This window comes from Polynucleobacter rarus, assembly GCF_003072505.1.
Classification (GTDB): domain Bacteria; phylum Pseudomonadota; class Gammaproteobacteria; order Burkholderiales; family Burkholderiaceae; genus Polynucleobacter; species Polynucleobacter rarus.
Genome location: NZ_NTGB01000001.1, coordinates 498,255 through 518,450 on the forward strand (window position 1 = coordinate 498,255; position 20,196 = coordinate 518,450).

Annotated in this window: 11 protein-coding genes; 9 read left to right on the forward strand and 2 right to left on the reverse strand. The window is 37.9% G+C overall.

Annotated elements, in window-relative coordinates:
- The first annotated feature begins 308 nt into the window (after nucleotides 1-308).
- Genes AOC35_RS02305 through AOC35_RS02325 form a run of 5 tightly spaced genes read left to right on the forward strand, consistent with a single transcriptional unit; the run spans nucleotide 309 to nucleotide 9,508 of the window.
- Complete coding sequence (locus tag AOC35_RS02305; RefSeq protein ID WP_159077446.1) at nucleotides 309-2,354, forward strand: sigma-70 family RNA polymerase sigma factor; 2,046 nt, start codon at nucleotides 309-311, stop codon at nucleotides 2,352-2,354.
- Nucleotides 2,354-3,835, forward strand: a complete 1,482-nt coding sequence (locus AOC35_RS02310) for an ATP-binding protein (RefSeq protein ID WP_245898399.1) — start codon at nucleotides 2,354-2,356, stop codon at nucleotides 3,833-3,835. The genes AOC35_RS02305 and AOC35_RS02310 overlap by 1 nt, the downstream gene beginning before the upstream one ends.
- Before the next feature lie 9 nt (nucleotides 3,836-3,844).
- Nucleotides 3,845-6,733 carry a Z1 domain-containing protein gene (locus AOC35_RS02315; RefSeq protein ID WP_108645586.1) on the forward strand — a complete coding sequence of 963 codons (2,889 nt, stop codon included), beginning with the start codon at nucleotides 3,845-3,847 and terminating at the stop codon, nucleotides 6,731-6,733.
- Nucleotides 6,720-7,715 (forward strand): PD-(D/E)XK motif protein, encoded by a 996-nt coding sequence (locus AOC35_RS02320; protein WP_159077447.1) that lies wholly within the window; start codon nucleotides 6,720-6,722, stop codon nucleotides 7,713-7,715. Before AOC35_RS02315 ends, AOC35_RS02320 begins: the two co-directional genes overlap by 14 nt.
- Nucleotides 7,715-9,508, forward strand: coding sequence for an AIPR family protein (locus AOC35_RS02325; RefSeq protein ID WP_108645588.1), 1,794 nt, complete (start codon nucleotides 7,715-7,717; stop codon nucleotides 9,506-9,508). Before AOC35_RS02320 ends, AOC35_RS02325 begins: the two co-directional genes overlap by 1 nt.
- On the opposite strand, the gene AOC35_RS02330 is transcribed toward AOC35_RS02325, so the two are convergent.
- Nucleotides 9,505-11,010, reverse strand: coding sequence for a DNA cytosine methyltransferase (locus AOC35_RS02330; protein ID WP_108645589.1), 1,506 nt, complete (start codon nucleotides 11,008-11,010; stop codon nucleotides 9,505-9,507). The genes AOC35_RS02325 and AOC35_RS02330 overlap by 4 nt on opposite strands.
- Before the next feature lie 579 nt (nucleotides 11,011-11,589).
- On the opposite strand from AOC35_RS02330, the gene AOC35_RS02335 reads away from it, so the two are divergent.
- The 4 genes from AOC35_RS02335 (at nucleotide 11,590) to dcm (ending at nucleotide 19,248) form a co-directional block, all read left to right on the forward strand.
- A complete protein-coding gene (locus AOC35_RS02335) occupies nucleotides 11,590-12,066 on the forward strand; it encodes a hypothetical protein (RefSeq protein WP_108645590.1) in 477 nt (158 codons plus the stop codon).
- 101 nt (nucleotides 12,067-12,167) lie between these two features.
- Entirely contained in the window at nucleotides 12,168-12,530 is a 363-nt protein-coding gene (locus AOC35_RS02340; protein ID WP_159077448.1) for a hypothetical protein, read from the forward strand.
- A gap of 83 nt (nucleotides 12,531-12,613) precedes the next feature.
- Nucleotides 12,614-17,911 carry an AAA domain-containing protein gene (locus tag AOC35_RS02345; protein WP_108645592.1) on the forward strand — a complete coding sequence of 1,766 codons (5,298 nt, stop codon included), beginning with the start codon at nucleotides 12,614-12,616 and terminating at the stop codon, nucleotides 17,909-17,911.
- Nucleotides 17,912-18,015: 104 nt separating this feature from the next.
- Nucleotides 18,016-19,248: a DNA (cytosine-5-)-methyltransferase gene (gene dcm, locus AOC35_RS02350; protein WP_108645593.1), complete on the forward strand. Its 1,233-nt coding sequence runs from the start codon at nucleotides 18,016-18,018 to the stop codon at nucleotides 19,246-19,248.
- Here the strand turns inward: dcm and AOC35_RS02355 are convergent.
- Nucleotides 19,199-19,933: an Eco47II family restriction endonuclease gene (locus tag AOC35_RS02355; protein ID WP_108645594.1), complete on the reverse strand. Its 735-nt coding sequence runs from the start codon at nucleotides 19,931-19,933 to the stop codon at nucleotides 19,199-19,201. The genes dcm and AOC35_RS02355 overlap by 50 nt on opposite strands.
- Between the last annotated feature and the right edge of the window lie 263 nt (nucleotides 19,934-20,196).

Genomic DNA, 20,196 nt, shown 5'->3' on the forward strand with positions numbered 1-20,196 from the left:
TGAGTTGCGCCTCTGCTTCGCTTGATAAAGGGCCTGGAGAATCGGGAACTTCTCTAAATATTGGCTCTTCACCATAATTGCCTACAGTAACGGAAGCGATTCAATCCTCAATTCCAAGTTAGATTACACAGATATCCTTTTGGGATTATATTTCTAATAACTCAATTGAATGTTGGAAGCTCAATCAATGAGCTTCAAATGAAATATATTTATTAATAATCTAATTTTTAGTAAATTTTTATTTGATTTTTCAAGCTTGCGTTAGTATTAGGATTATCCATAAATATATAAATTGGAATGATTTTATCTTGGCAGATGGTAATTTAGAAGATGTCGATTCAAATCAAAAGGGTTTTAGCTCCTTATTGAAATTTGCCGTCCTTGGAAATGTAACTGTTGCAATTGTTAATAGATTGAACCGAGGAGATTTGATTAATGCTCAAGATAAAAATGGATTAACTGTCTTGATGTATGCAGCCAGAAAAGGAAATTTGGAGGTAGTAAACCTTTTATTATCTTTTGGGGCTGATCCAATCATTAAAAATAATGCCCATCAGACTGCTATTGAACTCTCTGAAATTGCCGGTTTTGTTGAGGTTACTCAAGCACTAACTGCCCAATTTTCAAAAACTGAGGACTCTATTGATTCCCATACACAGTCAGAATTTTTTGACTTAAGCGGTTGGCTAGAAGATTCCGAAATTCTACTCCCTTCACACGAAATTGAAATTGGCACTGAGTCAAATAGGATTCAGAATAAAATTCTTTCTCACAAACCTATTGATCAGGATGAAGAATGGACTGATATAGAAATTGAATTACCTGGAAAAATAGCTTGGGTCAGGAAAAAAGAGCAGCTATCTTTTTCTGATAAGGCCCTGATAAAAGAGGCAATTTATCTGGGTTATTCCAACGGGGCCATTCCAATATCCTTGTTAGAGAAAATAGCACTAGATGAGAAAGATGAGCTCGATGAGGTTTTTTTAGATACATTAGTTTTAGCTTTTGAGGATTTGGAATTTAAAATACAGTACTTCTTTTATGTGGATGTAGAACTTAAGGTTTGGCTTGAAGATGACTATTTAGATGACTTGTACGACCAATTAATTTATTTCATCGATAACAATCTTCAAGATGAATCATGGTTTTATCGTAGCTTGACTATCCCACTTGAGGGAGGAAGTCTACTAACTCGTGAGGAGGAGATTGATCTAGGAAAACAAATTGATAGTAGTTACGAAGAATGTATTAATAGTATCGTAAGTAATCGACTGGCTATAAGTATTATTGCGGATGATTTTAAAAAAGTCTTGAATGGCTCTCTTGAGATTGAAGAGATGATTTCTGAAAAAGTAGAAGTGGTAGATGAAGACGATAGTTTGATCCAAAATCAACTATTAACCCCTCTAGATGATTCAGTTGAAGAAGAGCGAAATGAAACTAATACATTTGATCCTCAAATTAAAGAATTTTTAGGCTTGGTTGAGCGTGATAATGAAGAGTCATTTCAATATGCAATTCATAAGCTTTTATTTGACCTTAATATCAACTTTAAATATATACAGAATCTAATATTCTTTGGGCAATTAAAAGATGCAACTTTATCCTCTCATATTGAGGATGCTCTAAAGGCTCGCAATAAGCTGGTTACATCGAATTTAAGGCTTGTTTCCCATGTATCTAGAGTTTATAGATATACCGATCTTCCTTTTTCTGACCTAGTTCAAGAGGGTTTTATTGGATTAATTAAAGCTGCTGAAAGATATGAATACAAGCGAGGTTTTCGATTTACTACTTATGCTACATGGTGGATTCGTCAGGCGGTTAGTCGAATGGTTCAGGATAAATCAAGAACGATCAGACTCCCAGTTCATTTAGGGGATTTACTAAACAAAATTGATCGTGTAGAGCGAGCACTCATTGATGTTCCTCTCCATAAAAAGAATAACAAAATTGCCGAGGTGCTAGGTATCTCGGAATTGAGGGTTCAAAGGGCAAAAAGCGCAAAATTTACAATGATTTCAATTGATTCTGAGGACCCAAATGACCAAATTTGCCTTGATTCCCTAGGATTGCCTTCACATGAGGATGAGTCTGCATTGTCAAATTGGATGTTAAGACGATCATTTGAATCTATATTTAAAAGTATGGATCCAAAAGAGGTTGGAGTTATTAAGAAAAGGTTTGGTTGGTATGACGGAGTCCCACTTACCCTTGAAGAGGTTGGAGAGTTGCATGGTGTAACTAGGGAGAGAATAAGACAGATTGAAGCAAAGGCTTTTAAAAGGCTTCAAGGTCCTTCGGCCCTGAGGCACTTAGGATTAATCTCTAATAAGCCTATATCGGAATCGTGATGCAACTAAATAAATTTAGATCAGCACCACCAAATGCATCCGCAATGATTGAAACATTGCGTGGCTTGGGATATTCCACGGGGGCTGCATTAGCAGATATTATCGATAACTCAGTCTCTGCTGGCGCTAAAAATATTTGTCTTAAGTTTATTTGGAAGGGCACCGAGAGCTCCATTTTGGTGGTGGATGATGGTTACGGCATGAATGATAATGAGCTTGAATTAGCAATGAGACTTGGGGATAAAAATCCTACCTCCCAGAGAAACCCAAATGATCTGGGGAGATTTGGAATAGGGTTGAAGTCAGCCTCCTTTTCCCAGTGTAGACGGTTGACAGTCGGCTCGATGAAGGACGGTGTTTTAAGCTGTTTGCGCTGGGATCTAGACTATCTTGCCAATAATGCTTACGGGGGCTGGCATTTATTAGAAGGTGCTGATCCGAACTCTGGAGGGTTGATAGTCGAAAACATGCCAACCCCTAATGGTTCGGTAGTTTTGTGGGAGGTAATGGACCGTATCGTCACACCCGGCTTTACTGAGCAAGAGTATCTAGATTTGATTGAAAAGGTTGATCAGACCTTGGGCATGATTTTTCATCGCTTTATAGAAGGCTCCTACCCTAGGCTCAGGCTGACTATTAACGAAGTACCAGTAAGGCCGTGGGATCCGTTTATGAGTAATAACTCTTTTACTATGGCTTCTCCTGAAGCGTCATTTAGAACTGCTTCTGGAGTTGTTAAGATTAGAGGTTATGTTCTACCTCACAACGACCAGCTGACAACTGAGGAATATGAGCGTTGGGGTGGGCCGGATGGTTGGAATTCACAACAGGGATTCTATGTTTACCGAAATGATCGGCTTTTAGTTTCTGGTGGTTGGCTGGGTTTAGGCGGACGAAGGGCATGGACTAAAGAAGAGTCACATAGACTTGCTCGAATATCATTAGACATTACAAATACATCCGATGTTGATTGGAAGATTGATATTCGGAAGTCAATAGCGCGCCCACCACTTTCAATTAGGCCAATGCTAATAAAAATTGCAGAAGATATAAGAGCAAAGGCGAGAAGAGTCTTTGCCCACAGGGGCTTGTATAACAAGAGCACGCATATAGAGGAAATACATAATGCGTGGAGATCTGAGGTTTTCAAAGGTGGAATCCGTTATCGAATAGACACAGATCACCCTGCTATTAAATCCATCATTGAATCCTCTGGGGAATTGAGTCCACAAATTAAAGTACTACTGAGGATTATTGAAGAAACTGTCCCCGTGCAAAAAATATGGCTTGATACTGCTGAGGCCAAAGAAACCCCAAGAACTGCCTTTGCTGAGCAGCCATCCGAAAGCGTGGTTGAGGTCCTCACTGCAGTATTTGAGGATTTAACTTTAAGGCGTGGTATGTCCTCAGAGTTGGCGAAAAAGACATTGTTATCTAGTGAGCCCTTTAATCTTTACCCTAATTTAATTTCAAATTTATAAAGTTTAAAAATGAGCGCAAATATAGAAAATTTAACTAGCGTAATTAATATTACCCAAACCCTTCTGATGAGGGTTAAGGATAAAAGTTTAATTACTCCCTCACTAATCCAAGAAAAAATAAAGCTCGCATTTGCAATGGATCCCTCTATGGCAGAGGGAGTAGAGTTAAATGAAGTTGTTGAGGAGTTAATTCGGCGTTTCAGTCGATGGATTGGAACGGACTCAACGATTTCTGATAAAAAAAGTGAGCCATGGATTACTGGTGAAAGAAAGCAAGATTGGAAATACTGGCAACGTTATGCAACTTGGCTTGAACAGCAGATTTCAGCTCCTGCCGTAGAAAAATTAGATAAAACCACGGATGAAATTTTAGATTTATTGGCTGATCCAAAAAGAGATGGCGGTTTTGATCGCCGTGGATTAGTCGTTGGACATGTTCAATCTGGTAAGACAAGTAACTACACGGCATTAGTCGCAAAATCTGCAGACGCCGGATATAAATTAATTATTGTTTTGGCGGGCATGCATAATAATTTACGTTCTCAAACCCAAATACGCCTAGAGGAAGGATTTCTAGGTTACGAAACGTCTTCGAGTGGCGATCCAGCAAATCCAATTGGTGTTGGTGTTGGAGAGATTGATTCTGATATACAGCTATCTCCCGCTTGTTTCACAACTCGACTTGATAATGGAGATTTCAATACTAGAGTAGCCAATCATTTGGCAAATCGACCAGAGGAGCGACCATGGTTGTTTGTGGTTAAAAAGAACAAAACCGTATTAAATCGGCTGCTCAAATGGATTAAGAACCACGTTGCTGATGCTACGGATGAGAATCAGCGTAAATATGTTTCTAAATTGCCGCTAATGATTATTGATGATGAGGCAGATCATGCTTCAGTGGATACGGGAGAGCAGGTTCATTTTTCGGACGGCACTTTGGATGAGAATTATCAGCCTAAAGCGATCAATGCGGGCATTCGAAAAATTCTCAATTCATTTTCAAAGTCGGCTTATGTTGGCTACACCGCAACACCGTTTGCCAATATCTTTATTCATCGAAAAAATAAAACTGTTGAAGAAGGTGAAGACCTATTTCCATCTGCATTCATTAAGAATTTAGGTGCCCCATCAAATTACATTGGCCCTGCAAGAGTATTTGGTCTCCAAGGTGAGGAGGAGCGCATTGGTGGGATGCCTGTCATACGTTCAATTATTTACAAGGGTGAAGCTGAAGAGCTTAAGTGGATACCCTTAAAGCACAAGAAGGATCATCAACCGCTATGCAATGGTGAAGATCGCATCCCCAAGAGTCTTGAGGATGCTGTTAATTCCTTTTTTTTAACATGTGCCGTTAGATATTTGCGCGGTCAAGAGGATAAACATTCTTCAATGTTGGTTCATGTAACCAGATTTAATCTTGTGCAAGAGGCTGTATATAACCAAGTTGAGAAATATGTTGCCCATATTAGACAGAGAATAACTTGGAAGATCGATAACGAAAAGGTCATAGATACGCTAAAGGATCTGTGGCTAAAGGACTATGCTCCAACCTATAAAAAGTTTGAGGACATCGCCTCTAATGATAAGTATTTAGAATTGTCTCAAACATTTCCAATTTGGGATGAGGTTCTAAATATTCTGCCAAGAGTGTTGTCTGATATCAGCGTTAGGATGATTAATGGGAGCGCTAAGGATGCGTTGGATTACACTACCCATGTCCAAAAAGGTCTAAAGGTTATAGCGATTGGTGGTGATAAGTTATCACGAGGTTTAACTCTCGAAGGACTATGTGTCAGTTATTTTATTCGTACATCAAAAATGTATGACACTCTAATGCAGATGGGGCGGTGGTTTGGTTATCGGCCGGGCTATGTAGATGTTTGTCGCCTATACATAACTGAGGATTTGATTGGATGGTTTGCAGATATAACCGATGCAGCTGAAGAGTTAAGGGAAGAGTTTGATCTTATGGTTGAGAGTGGTGGATCACCTCTTGATTATGGTCTTAAGGTGAAGTCCCACTCAGTATTGATGGTTACATCACCTCTGAAGATGAGGACTGCCGAAACACTATATTTATCGTTTAGCGGAAGCTTATTGCAAACAATTGCATTCTTTAAAGAAAAGAATAAGCAGCTTTTGAATTTGGCGGCCTCAAATCATTTAATTACCTCTATGGGTGAGCCATCACAGAAAGGTATTAAGTTGAGTCGCCCTAGTGGTAGGAACGAAGAATTACGTAATAGTTATTTATGGGTAGGGGTTGATCCTATAAAAATTATCGACTTCCTGAGTGAATATGAGTCTCACCCAACCTCGATTAGAGTTAATAGTCAAATGATTGCTAATTTTGTTAAGAAATTATTAGTCGCAGATCAATTAAAGGATTGGAATGTTGTATTAATGGGTGAGGGTAGTGGCGCTGCATATACATTCGAAAGCGGCTTAAAGATTGATAGTATGAAAACTCGAAAACATAAAAGTGTTGAGGGTAAATATTCAATTGGAGTTCTAACCGACCCTAGTGATGAAGCCGTTGATTTAGATGAGACTACTTGGTCAGCCGCTTTAGAAGCTACTAAAAAGGCTTGGATGCTTGACCCTGCCAGAAGTAATCTGGTGCCACCAAAAATCCCTGGCGGTATTTATATCCGAAAAATCAAAGGTCTTGGGTATGAAGGTCATGCACCTATTAATAAGGGCTTATTGATTCTTTACCCGCTTGATTCAAGTAAGGATGCAATCAAGGATTCAATGTTTGAAGATGTTGGCTATCGGGACCCCGTTATGGGCTTTGCAATCAGCTTTCCATCCACTAAAGCAAGTGAAGATGGCGTTAAGGTGGAATACCAAGTGAATCAAGTATTCTGGGAGGAGTTTGGTGAAGCTGATTAATGAATTTTTAGGAGCATGGAAAACATTTGAGGCTTCCACCACTGAAAATGGCTGGCAGGTAATTCCTGTTACAAGCTTTTTGAATTGTCGCTTGTTGGCGGGCATGGCCTTTCCTCGGCTTAGCGAAGCGGCAATTTTTAACTTTGAGATAGCAACTTTGCCAAGAGCTGAGCTACTGCCCAGTGGGAAGGGCTTCTCTGTTGAGCCTGTAGATATTGAGGGAAAAAGATGGCTTGCACTTACTAGATCCCAAGACGGAAAGCTTGATCTATATGTCGCAATGCTAGAAAACCTTTTTGAACTTATAGAGGAGCTGAGTACTGTAAAAGGAGACATCCTTTTACATTCTTTTTTGGATAGGGTTTCAGCCTGGCAAGATTTCATGAAGAAGGGACGACAGAATCTCACAATAGAAAGTCAAACCGGACTCTTTGGAGAGCTCTCTTTTCTGAAGGATTTGCTTGGCTTAGGGCTTAAAGAGGGGGCTATTAAAACTTGGGATGGTCCTCTGAATGGATTGCAAGATTTCCATATTGGCTTTGGAGCAATTGAGGTCAAATCTACTATTTCGCAAGATGGATTTATTGCAAAGATAGGTTCATTAGATCAGCTAAGTGATAGTACATATAAGCCCCTTTATCTAGTCGGTAAAAGATTAGCACTATCCCCAAATGGGACAACGTTACCAATGTTAATCGATGAAATACGCATTGCTTTAGCTGGGGATCTAAGCTTGTTAAGTAATTTTGAGAGTAGATTATTGCGCTCAGGATATTTAGATACACATTCCGGTGCCTATGATCGCTTTTTAGTAGTGGAAAAATCTTTAATGTATGAGGTAGATGAAGACTTTCCTAGATTGACGCCACAATTGGTTAATCCTTTGGTGAAATCTGCAAGATATGAAATAGATATTAGTTCCCTGCCAGCCAAGAGTTTAGACATAATGGAAATACTAAATAAATTAGGAGTAAGCATTTAATGGAATTACTAGAATTCTTAAATCAGTTACAGGATGAGGTTCATCAAGATATTGAGAGCCGGATCAAATCAAATGAAGATGGTTTTCCATTCCCGGAGCTAGTATTTTCGGAAAAGGTAATGAAGCACATGTCCGAAATTGGAATGACATTCGATCCGGATATTTGTCACTACTCTGGAAAAGTTGGAAATGCAAATTTACGATTAACCGGCTTCTCACTTTCTGAGGATATGGAGCAACTAGATTTATTCGTATGCCTTTATAGTGACACAAGAGAAGTTCAACAAATTTCTGAAACAGAAACTAAAACCGCAGCTGAACAGTGCCTGAGATTTTTAGCAAAGTGCGCTGACGGTCAGTTGGCTGCAACAATGCATGAATCTCATGATGCCTATGCCTTTGTCTTAACAATTGAGCAATGCTACTCATCCTTAGAGCAAGTTAGGGTTTATGTATTATCTGACCGCGTAGCTAAATCCAAAAACTTTAAGTCTCGTGAAATCGGCGGGAAAACAGTGAAGTTGGAGGTTATGGATATTGAGCGCTTATTTAGACATTGGTCTGAAGGTAAGCCTAGAGATGAATTGATTGTGAACTTTGAGGATGTGTCTGGTACAGCGCTACCTTGTGTCTACGTCCCTGGGCAGATAGATGATTATGACTACGCTTTAACGGTAATTAATGGAGAAGCCCTACGGTTCATTTATGAAAAATATGGACCTAGATTGCTGGAGGCTAACGTACGGTCATTTTTAAGCTCTACCGGGAAAATCAATCGAGGTATTAGAGATACTTTGAGGAGTGATCCTGAAAAGTTCATGGCTTATAACAATGGAATTGTTCTAGTTGCCGATGAAATAATGCTGGGGAAAACTACAGATGGAGGCCCAGGTATTAAAGGGTTGAAAGGTATGCAGATTGTTAACGGTGGTCAAACAACCGCATCAATCTATTTCTCAAAGAAGAAATTCCCAGAGATTAATTTAGCTAGCGTCCGAATTCCCGCAAAAATTATCATTCTTAAATCTACCAGCCCGGAAGACGAAGAATCATTGGTGTCGGATATTTCAAGATATGCTAATAGTCAAAACTCAGTTAGGCAATCAGATTTAGCCGCTAATAAGCCATTCCATGTCGAGATTGAAAAGCTCGCATCTTCAACCTATTGCCCAAATGGCATCGGGCGTTGGTTTTATGAAAGAGCTGCGGGTAGTTACAATACCTTGCTCAGTCGTGAAGGTAATACTCCAGCAAAACTGAAGACACTGAAAACAGATGTTATCCCATCTTCGAGGAAGATCACAAAAACTGATTTGGCAAAATATATGCTTACTTGGGATAGAAGACCTGACTTGGTGAGCTTAGGTTCGCAAAAGAATTTTGAAAAATTTATGGACTATATCAATACAGGCCTTGATGGGAATCCCTTCCCTACGCCAACTGTCTCTGAATTTAAAAATATGGTTTCAAAGGCCATTATTTATAAGAAAACTAGTGCGTTAGTTAGACCAATGTTCCCAGCCTTCCAAGGAAATGTGGCCACATATCTAGTTGCTATGCTCTCTGAGTTTTATGGAAGTAAATTTAACTTTGATCGCGTTTGGACAAATCAAGATATATCCACGGAACTTAGAAATCAACTAAAAATTTGGGCTGGAGAGGTTAATACTGCTCTTCATAAGTCATCGGCTGGCCGAATGATTTCAGAGTGGGCTAAAAAATCTGAATGCTGGGAGGCGGTTAAGGAAGGGAAGTATTCTCCACCGGCTGATAACATACCTGAGTTTAATTAGTTGCCTAGAAAAGCGTAAACAATTTCAGCAATCTTTTTTGCTAGCAACGGCGGGACGGCATTGCCAACTTGACCATACTGAGAGGTTTTATTTCCTTCAAAATAGTAGTTATCTGGAAATGTTTGAAGTCTGGCAGCCTCTCTTACAGTCAAACTTCGTGCTTGAGACGGATCGGGATGAATGTAGTAGTGTCCATCCTTAGAGATGTGAGAAACAATAGTTGTACTGGGCTGGTCTCCTAGCTGCACTCTAAATCGATCTTGAAAAGGCGCATCAATTGAACTAGCATTTTGATGATTGGGTAACAATTTAGGCGGTAGCTCCCTAATTTTGGGCGATCTTTCTAGTACTTTCGCGTAATTTGATAACAGAAAGTATCTCTGAATATCTGAGCGCATATGTGATCTAGATTGGTGTTGAATAACCCCGTTTAGCTTTGGATCTATTAACCAGTCATTTAGTTCAGAGTTCTTTAAAGCTTTTGGCTTACCTTTACAAAAAGGTGATCCAGCATTCATTATTTCAAGGCTTAGTTGGGCATTTCGCTCCATTTCAGCAATTAAAGTCTTTTTAAGTTCTGGATTCCAACCGCTTAACATTGATTTAGTGCCTTGCACGGCCTCATACCACTCGTTCAAAGAGTCCTTCTCTTGAGAGAGTTTGCTTCGTATATGGGGCATTGATTTCAATACATCATTAACAGTTACCATTTGATCTTCTTGTCGAAGAGTGAGGTGCTTCTTTTTAGCTAAATCTTTTCTCACCCCAAATAAGATGACTCTATGCCGAGCCTGAGGAATGCCGTAGAGCTCAGATTTAATGATGAAATCTCTTGGTTCAAGCTCATCTGATGGAGTGTCAAGTGTTAGAGATCTAATTTCATATTCCAACCCCGTTTTGGGATTAGAAAGATCGGTAATGATTTTTTTAAAAATCAGTTCACCATTAAGTTTTGAAGAAAGCATCCCCTTTACATTTTCCATAATAAATACGGGGGGTGCATGATGTTCAATAATACGTAAATATTCTTTATATAGCAGGTGTCTTACATCTGACTCATACTTTTCAATATTGTTCATCATCTTTGATCTACCGGCAATAGAATAAGCTTGGCACGGAGGACCACCAATTAATACCCATTTCGATTGCCCCTTAACCCCAGATTTAATCCATCTATCAATATCTAAAGTGGGGGTAACTCCTAATGTTGCATTCCTTGCTTCATTTGTAGCTTCGTCAAAATGACTAGCAACTACGATATCTTTATAAAACTCTTGTCTTAAAATATGCCCAGTTATGAAGTCGTAGTAAGAATCTGGCACCCTATTTCCAAATGCCCTAAATAATGCCCTGAGCATTAGTGTTTGATATGCGCTTTGTTCTTTTTCGACTGAAAGTTTTAGCTTGAATGCAATTTCTCCATTCTTCCTTAAAGATGAGAAACCTTCTCCCAGCCCCCCTGGCCCAGCAAACAAATCGATTACGGGTATTGGTTCTGACATTCCACGCCTTATATTATCTATGGTTGATCACAACTTTCCATAAATTGCTCAATGGCTTTAATTAATTTTTAAGCTTTGGACTAATTTTAATTAGAATTTTAAATTTTAAAGCACATCTTAACATTTGATCAGAAAATGTTTGGTTTAATTTATAAGGTCTTGAAATTCTCACCGTAAACATCCACAGGATAACTGGATATAGAAGTAGCTTTGGATTATCACAAGGTTAGAAAATCTTTTTAGTTAATAAAATTAGAAATTTAAATGTGTTGGAAATATACTGTAATAGCCCCAACCGAACATAGTTTTTAAAGTATACGATTAGGCGTGAGTCTAGTCATATTACTAATAAAGCGTTCGCTAGCGTAAAGATAAACCCTTTTTAATATCTTAACTGGAACATTTCTAGTGGAGTTAATTCTCTATGAACATCTCGTTGAGAGAAGCATAAGGACAGTCTGTATTTTGAATAATGGCAATGTTAAACCGATTGATGTATAAATCGTAAGAAAGCTAGGATCATCAAGTGAGCTTCTGAATTGATAGTCTATAGCTAATTACTGTAAATGAGTTAATCAAATGATACTAAAATTTCACGCTCCCCATCCATGGCCCCAAATTAAAAAATATACCTCAAAACAAAAAAGTTGGGTAGCCGTACCTTTTTTAGGAAAAGGCTCTGCAATTGACCTACCAATGACTAAAGGAAGTGTGTTGGTTACTCGTTTTAATCGTGAGTCAATTAAGGCAGGACAAGTTAACCCATCAGAAGTTTTGAAATTAATTAATCGGGGCGTTCAAGTTTATAACTACTCGTCACTACATGCCAAAGTTTACGTATTAGGGCGAAGATTGTTTGTGGGATCCCCAAATGTATCTAAGACCTCCCAAGGCTTATCTGAAGCATGTATCGAAACCACAGATTTGGGGTTGATTAATGATGCAAAATTTTTCATAAAGGAATTATGTGGTGATTTAATTACTGTTGAGTTGCCAAATCATCAATTCCACTTTATAAACAGGAAGACAGTTTTTTCTTTGGAGGCTCAAATTTAAATCAAAAAAAGAAAAAATCTAATAGGTCTCCGGTATGGATTGCGTCAGTTATAAGTGCGGATTGGTCTCAAGAAGCTATGGCAGTAGACAAGTTAGCTGTAGTGAAGGCAAATGAATTAATTCTTGATAAGGAAAAATTTAAGCTAGATAAAATATTTTGGGACGGTTCGGAGAATGTTTCAGTCGATGATTTGATAAGTTGGCGGTGGTCTAAGGGAAGAGGTTTTGAATTTCAGTGTCCCTCTAGAGTTATCTTAATTGAAGATATAAAAGAAACTGGCGAGAAATTAATCTATGTTGAAAAAATAAAAGGTGCAAAAAATATATCCTCTACAGTAGTTCGTAAGCAACTAAACCGAATCAACACTACTATTCTTTTTAGCGCTCATGGAGCAAGAAAAATTGCTTCTGAGCAAAAGGCTGTTGATTTTTTAAAGCTTTGGGCTCAATTTAGAGGCGATTAGGCTCATTCATTGAGCTTTCTTTTTGATTAAATAATTACTTAATTTTGTTATGATTAAACAATTCTTTTTGTGAACTAATAAAAATGCCAGAACCAAGAAATCTTTTGTGCCAAGTATTTGATTATATTGGTGAACAATTAAAAAGTATTGATCCACGAGGTTTTAACTTAGCTAATCAAGTTGGTTGGAAAATCAAGGCATTAGATATTCAGAATAAGCCGGGTGTAACTTTAAATATTCAGGTACCAGAAGATCATATTTGGTTACGTGTTAGTCGGTTAGAAGAGCAGCCCTCCCCAAGAATTACCAATGAAGAGTTCAAGGATTTAATCGAGGTCAGAGATAATCCTTTTTCCAAAGAACCTGAAATTATTGAGTCAGCGCTTCTTCAGAAAATTATTCAAAAATTTGGAGATGAATTTTCGCAAGAAGAGAGAGATAGGGAGTTAGTTCAACTACGAACCAGCTTAAAAGTATATTTAGATGCATATAAGCAAAATTGGCGGAGTTGGGCCTTAGCTGAAAAACCAAGGCGTGAAACAATCAAGTTGTATTCGGACTTATTTGCATTAAAAAATCAAATGGAGTCTGAAGAGGCTTCAAAACCTTCGGAATTAGTCTGGGGGATAGGCGTTTCAGCATGGAAAATGCAATATGAAGGTGGCTTATTTGATTACCAATACCCATTGATTACTCAGGCAGTTGAAATTTCTCTAGAAGAGAATATGGATATTGAACTTAGATCCAGGTCTCTAGAACCAAGAATTGAGATTGAACCTTTTATAGCCGCATCGATAGCTGGAGCTGCAGATCTTGAATATAGAGGTAAAGCTCAATTAACAAGTAATCCAGAAAGGGTTCTGAATCCTTTTGACTCCTCGACCTATCAAGATGTACTTAAAATGCTTTCGGGAGGCATTCAAAGTAAAGGTACATATGAAGAAACTATTGAGCCAAAAAACTTTCTTACCCCGACTGATAATTTCAACGTAACAGATTTGTGGGTAATTTTTACACGACCTAAAAACAATAGTTACTTGCAAGCAGACTTGGAGCGTCTAATTAAAAAGTTAGAGGAAGGATGTGAGATTCCTTTAGGTTCCTTGGCATTAGTTACTCCTCCCTCGGATGACGTGGTTCGGTATGAAACCATTAATTTCAGAGGTGTATCTAGCCGGGGTAATGGTAGTGGATCAAAGCCAAAAGAATTATTTTTCCCTTTACCTTATAACCAAGAACAGGTAACCATAATTCAGCAATTAGAAAGTTCTCCAGGCGTTACTGTTCAAGGGCCACCAGGAACGGGTAAGACGCATACCATCGCAAATATTATTTGCCATTATTTAGCTACAGGTAAACGGGTATTAGTAACATCTAAGGGGGAACCAGCCTTAAAGGTTTTGCAAGAAAAAATCCCAGAAGATGTTCGTCATTTAACCGTCGCTTTGTTGACGAATGACCGTCAGGGTATGGCGCAGTTTGAGAAGTCTATTAGTTCAATTCAACATGGCGTTTCACAAATTCATCCCCAAATTGCTAGAGAAGAAATTGACATCTTAAAAAATAAGATTGATTTAGTTCATTCTGAATTAATAAAAATTGACCGAAGGGTTGATGAAATTGCTTTAGCTCAGTTATCTGACGTTGAGGTTGATGGTCAAAAGTTGAGAGCACAAAAAATGGCTGACCTTGTTGTTAGTGGACAAGATTTATTTGGATGGTTCCGTGATGAATTAACTCTTGATCAATCAAATGCTATTCCTATTGATTTAGATCAAGAGAACAGACTGAGAGACGCAAGACGATTCTTAAAAAATGATATTACTTATTTAGATGTAAAAGTTCCTGTTACTGAATCTCTTCCAACTATTGATGAAATCGCAAAACTTCACGAGACTCTTTCAAAAATTAAAGAATTGAATGAAAGTGAGTCTTCCGGCAAGCTTTTACCTATTACTTCTTCTACAGAGGAAATCTTTGAAGTTATAAGGCGGATGTTACTTGACTTAGAAAAAGCTAGAGAAATTGCTTTAGATTTTGAAACGGAAGAAAATTCATGGCCATTTTTACTTAGAAAGTCTCTGCGTAATCCATCATTTAATGCTGAAAAACTAGCTCTTGAGGCGTTATTTAATGAAATTGATCATCTAATTAATGCCCGTTTAGAGTTTCTTCAGAAGCCAATTGATTTTCCTGAGGAGGGAATAAGATCCGCAAAGGTTAAACAGGCAATTATTAAAGCCATATCAAATGGTAAGCCATTTTCTTTGTTTTCATTTATTGGGAATGGAGATATTAAAAAACTAGTTACTGTTATTCGAGTTTCTGGTTTGCCTCCAAGCAGCCAAGAAGATTGGGCACATATTAAAAAATATTTAGATTTAGATGAAAAGTTAATAACATTTACCACTCGTTGGAATCAAATAGCTGATTCTTTAGGTATTCCTCAACTTGAGGGTGGTATTTTATTTTTGAGAAATATTGAGCGCATGGCATTACTCGCCAAGAAAGCTCATGATTTAGCAACAAACTATGATAAATCTCTCTCAAGGTATGCTGAAAAGATATTTAAGAATCCTCCTTTAATTGAGTTACATGGAGGATTAAACGATTTAAATGTTGTTCGCCAACATTTAAATCAACATTTATTTAAACAGTCTTTAAATCAAGCGACTATAAACTTAAGAATACTTCAGGCAAAACTCTCCGATTGTTCGGGTGATATTACCGAGAAATTAAAGGTTTTTACTGAAAAGATTCTTGGCGATAAAGATTTGCCACAAATAACCGTGACGTCTCAATATGCAAATCTTATTGCTGAACTTAAACGCGTTAATGGTTTAAGTAGTTATTTAAAAACAATTAGTGAATTAAGTAAATATATTCAGAACTCCGGAGGCATTAAGCTTGCTCAAAAATTAAGAACTGACCCTGTTGATCAATCAGATCAAGATTTGGCATTGCCTTTGAATTGGCGTGAGGCTTGGAATTGGGCTAGAATCCGAAATTATTTGGATCAAATTGAAGCAAGGTCTGAATTAGTTGAAATGTATGCAAAAAGACGTGCAGCTGAGCTTAATTTAGCTAGACTTTACAAGGAAATGGTTGCAAAAGAAGCATGGCTATCAACTAAAAATAATGCTTCTCCGCGAGTTCTACAAGCATTATCTGGTTATGCAACTGCTATTAAAAGAATTGGCAAAGGAACTGGGACTAATGCACCTCGATATAGAAGAGATGCTAGAACGGCCATGTTAGATGCACAAGGAGCTATTCCTTGTTGGATTATGAGTCATGGCAAGATATCTGAATCTATGCCATCTGAATTTGGAGTCTTTGATTTGGTTATTGTTGATGAAGCTAGTCAATCCGACTTATTAGCTTTACCTGCAATTGTGAGAGGTAAGAAAGTCTTAGTTGTCGGAGATGATAAGCAGGTATCGCCCGATGCTGGATTTATCAAGTCGACTCATATCGATAATTTGATTAATCGATTTTTGAGGGACATGCCCTATAAACAAAACATGACACCTGAAAGTTCTTTGTACGATTTGGCCGCCAGGGTATATGCTGGTAATCAAGTGATGTTAAGAGAGCACTTTAGATGCGTGCCAGCAATTATTGAGTATTCGAATAAAACTTTTTATCAACATGAAATTCTTCCATTAAGAATACCGAAAGCTACCGAGAGGTTAGACCCTCCCTTGGTCGATGTATACGTTACCGAAGGTCTTAAGAGTGATCGAAACACCAATCGACTTGAAGCCGAATTCATCGCTGAAGAAATAGGGCTGATTCTTGCAAATCATGAAATGCAAGAAAGAACAATTGGAGTTGTTTCTCTTCTCGGTTTTGAGCAAGCTAAGTTGATAGATTCAATTGTTCGTGAGAGATATTCTGCGGCTGAGTTAATGAAGAGAGATTTTGCTTGTGGAGATGCAAAAACTTTCCAAGGTAGTGAGAGAGATATTGTTTTTTTGTCGATGGTTATTGATAGAAACTCATCATATGCCTTGTCAGGTAATCAATATGAACAAAGATTCAACGTTGCAGCTAGTCGAGCAAGAGATCGTATGTATTTAGTTAGATCGATTCAATTCGATGAGCTTTCCGCTAAAGACTTAAGGCGAACATTGTTGGAGCATTTTGATAAGCCATTAGTTGCAGATATTAAAGATACTGCTGAGTTAATTGATCTTTGTGAAAGTGGATTTGAGAGAGAAGTTTTCAAACTCCTATCAGATAAGGGATACAAAGTTACTCCCCAAGTGAAGTCTGGTTCATTTAGTATCGATATGGTTGTTGAAGGTGCAGGAGATGCTCGACTTGCTATCGAGTTGGATGGGGATGATTTTCACGGCCCCGAACGCTGGCAAGCTGATATGACAAGACAAAGAATACTCGAGAGAGCCGGTTGGGAATTTTGGCGTTGTTTTGCATCGACTTGGTCATTAAATAAAGATATGGTTTTTAACGAACTTATTAATGAGCTGACGTCTAGAGGTATTCAGCCTTTAGGAGCTTTAACTTCTATACCAAGCCTTGTTTTGAAGAGAACTTGGGTTTTTGGGTCAAAGACTTCTAATCCTGAAACTGAGGTGGAAGTTGTGAGTGATTCCCCATCAATTAAGTTATCTATTGACAAGGTGGAAGAGGTCATCGAAAATTCGCCACTCACATTTAGTGACGAAAATTTGAATGTTGATCCTCAATCGAATCAAGATGGTAGTTCTGAAATATCCGCTTCTGAAGAGTTAGAGAAGATAAAAGCACTTGCAGTTGGTGATATTGTTTCACATCCCAAGTTTGGAGAAGGGCGAATTTTAGCCCTGAATGGTGATGAACCGAGTTCTAAAATTGACATTTACTTTGAGTCTTTCGGCAAAAAAACTCTTGTACTAGACTTTGCCAAACTAAGGGATTCTAATGGAGATGAGGTCATTTCAAAATATTTTAAAAAAAAAGTTAAAGAATTAGGTCAGCCCGAATCGATTCTCATGGAAGAGAATACTTCCGAGGTAAAAATGAGCCAACCCATTCCTGTCATTCCATTAGAATCACTTCCAAAAAATAACAAAATTTATACTGAAGTTGAAGAAGGTTCTTTAACAATTGAATATTTAGAAAAAACTGATCCAAGCATGGAATTACCTGTTGAAGACCCTCTACAACAGATAAAAGAAAATGCTCATAAAGTTATATTTTCAAGAAGAGACCTTTCAACAATTATCTTTTTTTTATCTTCTGTGGGTATTCGAGTGGAAGAAATTTCCCCTGATAGTTTTCAAATTGAATCTAACGAGCAGTTCATTGACCAAGAAGAACTGCATAATTTCTCAATGCAATTAGCATTAAAACATTTAAGTGAAATTTCCAGCTAATTACTTTCGGAATTCTAAACATATTTAGTGTTCGCCAACTATAAAGTAGACTTGATAATAAAAAGAATGTAAAATAGTAACCATTGCATAGGCAAAGGTTACTAATGATCCTAACTTCATCACACATTTCAATATCTGACGCAAGCGAAAAGCTTGGCGTTTCTCTTGATACCATTCGTCGTTGGGAGAAGAAGGGCTTAATTAAGGCTCATCGGTCTAGTTCTGGCCACCGCTATTTTGATAAGCAAGAATTGGATAGGTTATTAGCCAAAAATAGCGGGAATGGCGATGTTGGATATAAGGTTTTAAAGGCTAAAAAGAAGTCTGGATACTCTGTTGTTGAACTATTTGCAGGTGCTGGAGGATTAGCCCTAGGTATGGAAAATGCAGGCTTAGCTTGTAACTTGCTTGTCGAAATAGATAAAAAGGCGGCAGAGACTTTAAAAATCAATCGTCCTAAGTGGAATGTTGTTGCTGAAGATATAGCAAAGGTTGATTTTAAGAAAACTCAAGCGGATGTTGTAGCGGGTGGTTTTCCTTGCCAAGCTTTTAGTTATGCCGGTAAAAGAATGGGTTTTGAAGACACAAGAGGAACTTTATTTTTTGAATATGCTCGCGCAGTAAAAGAAATTAATCCTAAAGTGATTCTTGGTGAGAATGTTAAAGGCTTAGAGAGGCATGATAATGGACGAACGCTTCAGACAATGCTTGACGTGTTGGATGAGCTTGGCTACGATGTGGCTTATAGGGTACTGCGCGCTCAGTATTTCGATGTGGCACAAAAGCGTGAGAGATTGGTCATCTTCGGAATAAGAAAAGATTTAAAGCATTTAATTGCTTTCCCAAAAGAACAAAACTATACAGTTAGTATGCGAGAAGTTCTGCGTGGAGTGCCACCAGCAAGTGGTCAAAACTACACTACTGAAAAAAAGAAAATTATGGAATTAATCCCTGAAGGAGGATATTGGAGAGATTTGCCGATGGATCTTCAGAAGAAATATATGGGGGCAAGTTTTTACCTCGGAGGCGGTAAGACCGGTATGGCTAGAAGATTGTCATGGGATGAACCCTCACTAACCCTTACTTGTAACCCAGCTCAAAAGCAAACTGAACGCTGTCACCCAAGCGAAACTAGACCATTAAATGTTAGAGAGTATGCTCGTATTCAATCATTTCCTGATGAGTGGCAATTCTCAGGTTCAACTGCATCGCAATATAAGCAAATTGGAAATGCAGTACCAGTCAATCTTGGTTATCACATTGGTAAAGCAATTATTGCAATGTTGTCTAACTCTTACGATGAGAAGTCTTTAGTTTTGGAATATAAGCTGTGTTAAAGAACTTCTTGGCTTCGTCAATTCCGCCCATTGTTACATTGGCTCGACAGTCTTTTATAACTTGTGGAATTGCATTGAATATTTGTTCTAAAGCATCATCCACCCCGGTGACTAATTTGTAAAACCGAAGACCATCAATTTGAATGATATTTGGATTTGGGTCACATTTTGTCCCAGTTTTTTTATCAGAAGGTGTAAATACCTTTTCATAACCGTTTGAGGTACTAGGAATAATTTCTACATAGTAAGCTTTATAGCCTTTATAAATACTGGTTTTAGGCATAATTAGGCTTTCTAATTCTTTGTATGTACCAACTTTGTCTGAACCTTTTACGGTGTTGTGTTTGTTTTTAACTTCAGCGATGATTTTTAAGTCAGTATTTACGAGATCAACCACATTACCTTTTTTTAAATCTTGCCAATTACCCACAGAGCCAAGAATCTTTTGATGAAGAAGACCTATGTCATTTGATAAAGATTTTTGTACTTGTCGGCTCTTTTCACTTTTGACCCATTCTTCAAAATTCATGTCAAAACTTGCCATTTCCATCAGCATAGAGAAGGGATCAATCACATTTCGGTCAAAATCTTGCGTTGCTTTGATTTTGGCGGTATCGCCAATTGCTAATAGTTCACTAACAATTTCTTTAAAGCGCTGGTCAGAAATGAATGAAACATAAGCCATATATTCACCAAAATTAATAAAATATATAGGAATATTAACTCAATAAATTGAAGTGCTCATATTTTAAGTAATTCGGACTTGAATCCATGCCTTTATCAATTGTCAAATCTTCTTTGTCATGACATGAAATGTCTCGGAATTTTTAATGCAGGGTAACTAAGTGTATTGGCTCCTGTTTCAACCGAACATAGTTCTTAAATAAACCACAAGGTTAAATACCGTATTTCAGTTAGTCAGAATTGAGTAGGGAGTGTTAAGTAAAA

Excerpts from the sequence above, each read along its gene's own strand:
- AOC35_RS02345 (WP_108645592.1), top strand. The coding sequence starts at position 12,614 with ATGCCAGAACCAAGAAATCTTTTGTGCCAAGTATTTGATTATATTGGT.
- AOC35_RS02310 (WP_245898399.1), top strand. The coding sequence starts at position 2,354 with ATGCAACTAAATAAATTTAGATCAGCACCACCAAATGCATCCGCAATG.
- AOC35_RS02315 (WP_108645586.1), top strand. The coding sequence starts at position 3,845 with ATGAGCGCAAATATAGAAAATTTAACTAGCGTAATTAATATTACCCAA.
- AOC35_RS02335 (WP_108645590.1), top strand. The coding sequence starts at position 11,590 with ATGATACTAAAATTTCACGCTCCCCATCCATGGCCCCAAATTAAAAAA.
- AOC35_RS02330 (WP_108645589.1), bottom strand. The coding sequence starts at position 11,010 with ATGTCAGAACCAATACCCGTAATCGATTTGTTTGCTGGGCCAGGGGGG.
- AOC35_RS02325 (WP_108645588.1), top strand. The coding sequence starts at position 7,715 with ATGGAATTACTAGAATTCTTAAATCAGTTACAGGATGAGGTTCATCAA.
- dcm (WP_108645593.1), top strand. The coding sequence starts at position 18,016 with ATGATCCTAACTTCATCACACATTTCAATATCTGACGCAAGCGAAAAG.
- AOC35_RS02355 (WP_108645594.1), bottom strand. The coding sequence starts at position 19,933 with ATGGCTTATGTTTCATTCATTTCTGACCAGCGCTTTAAAGAAATTGTT.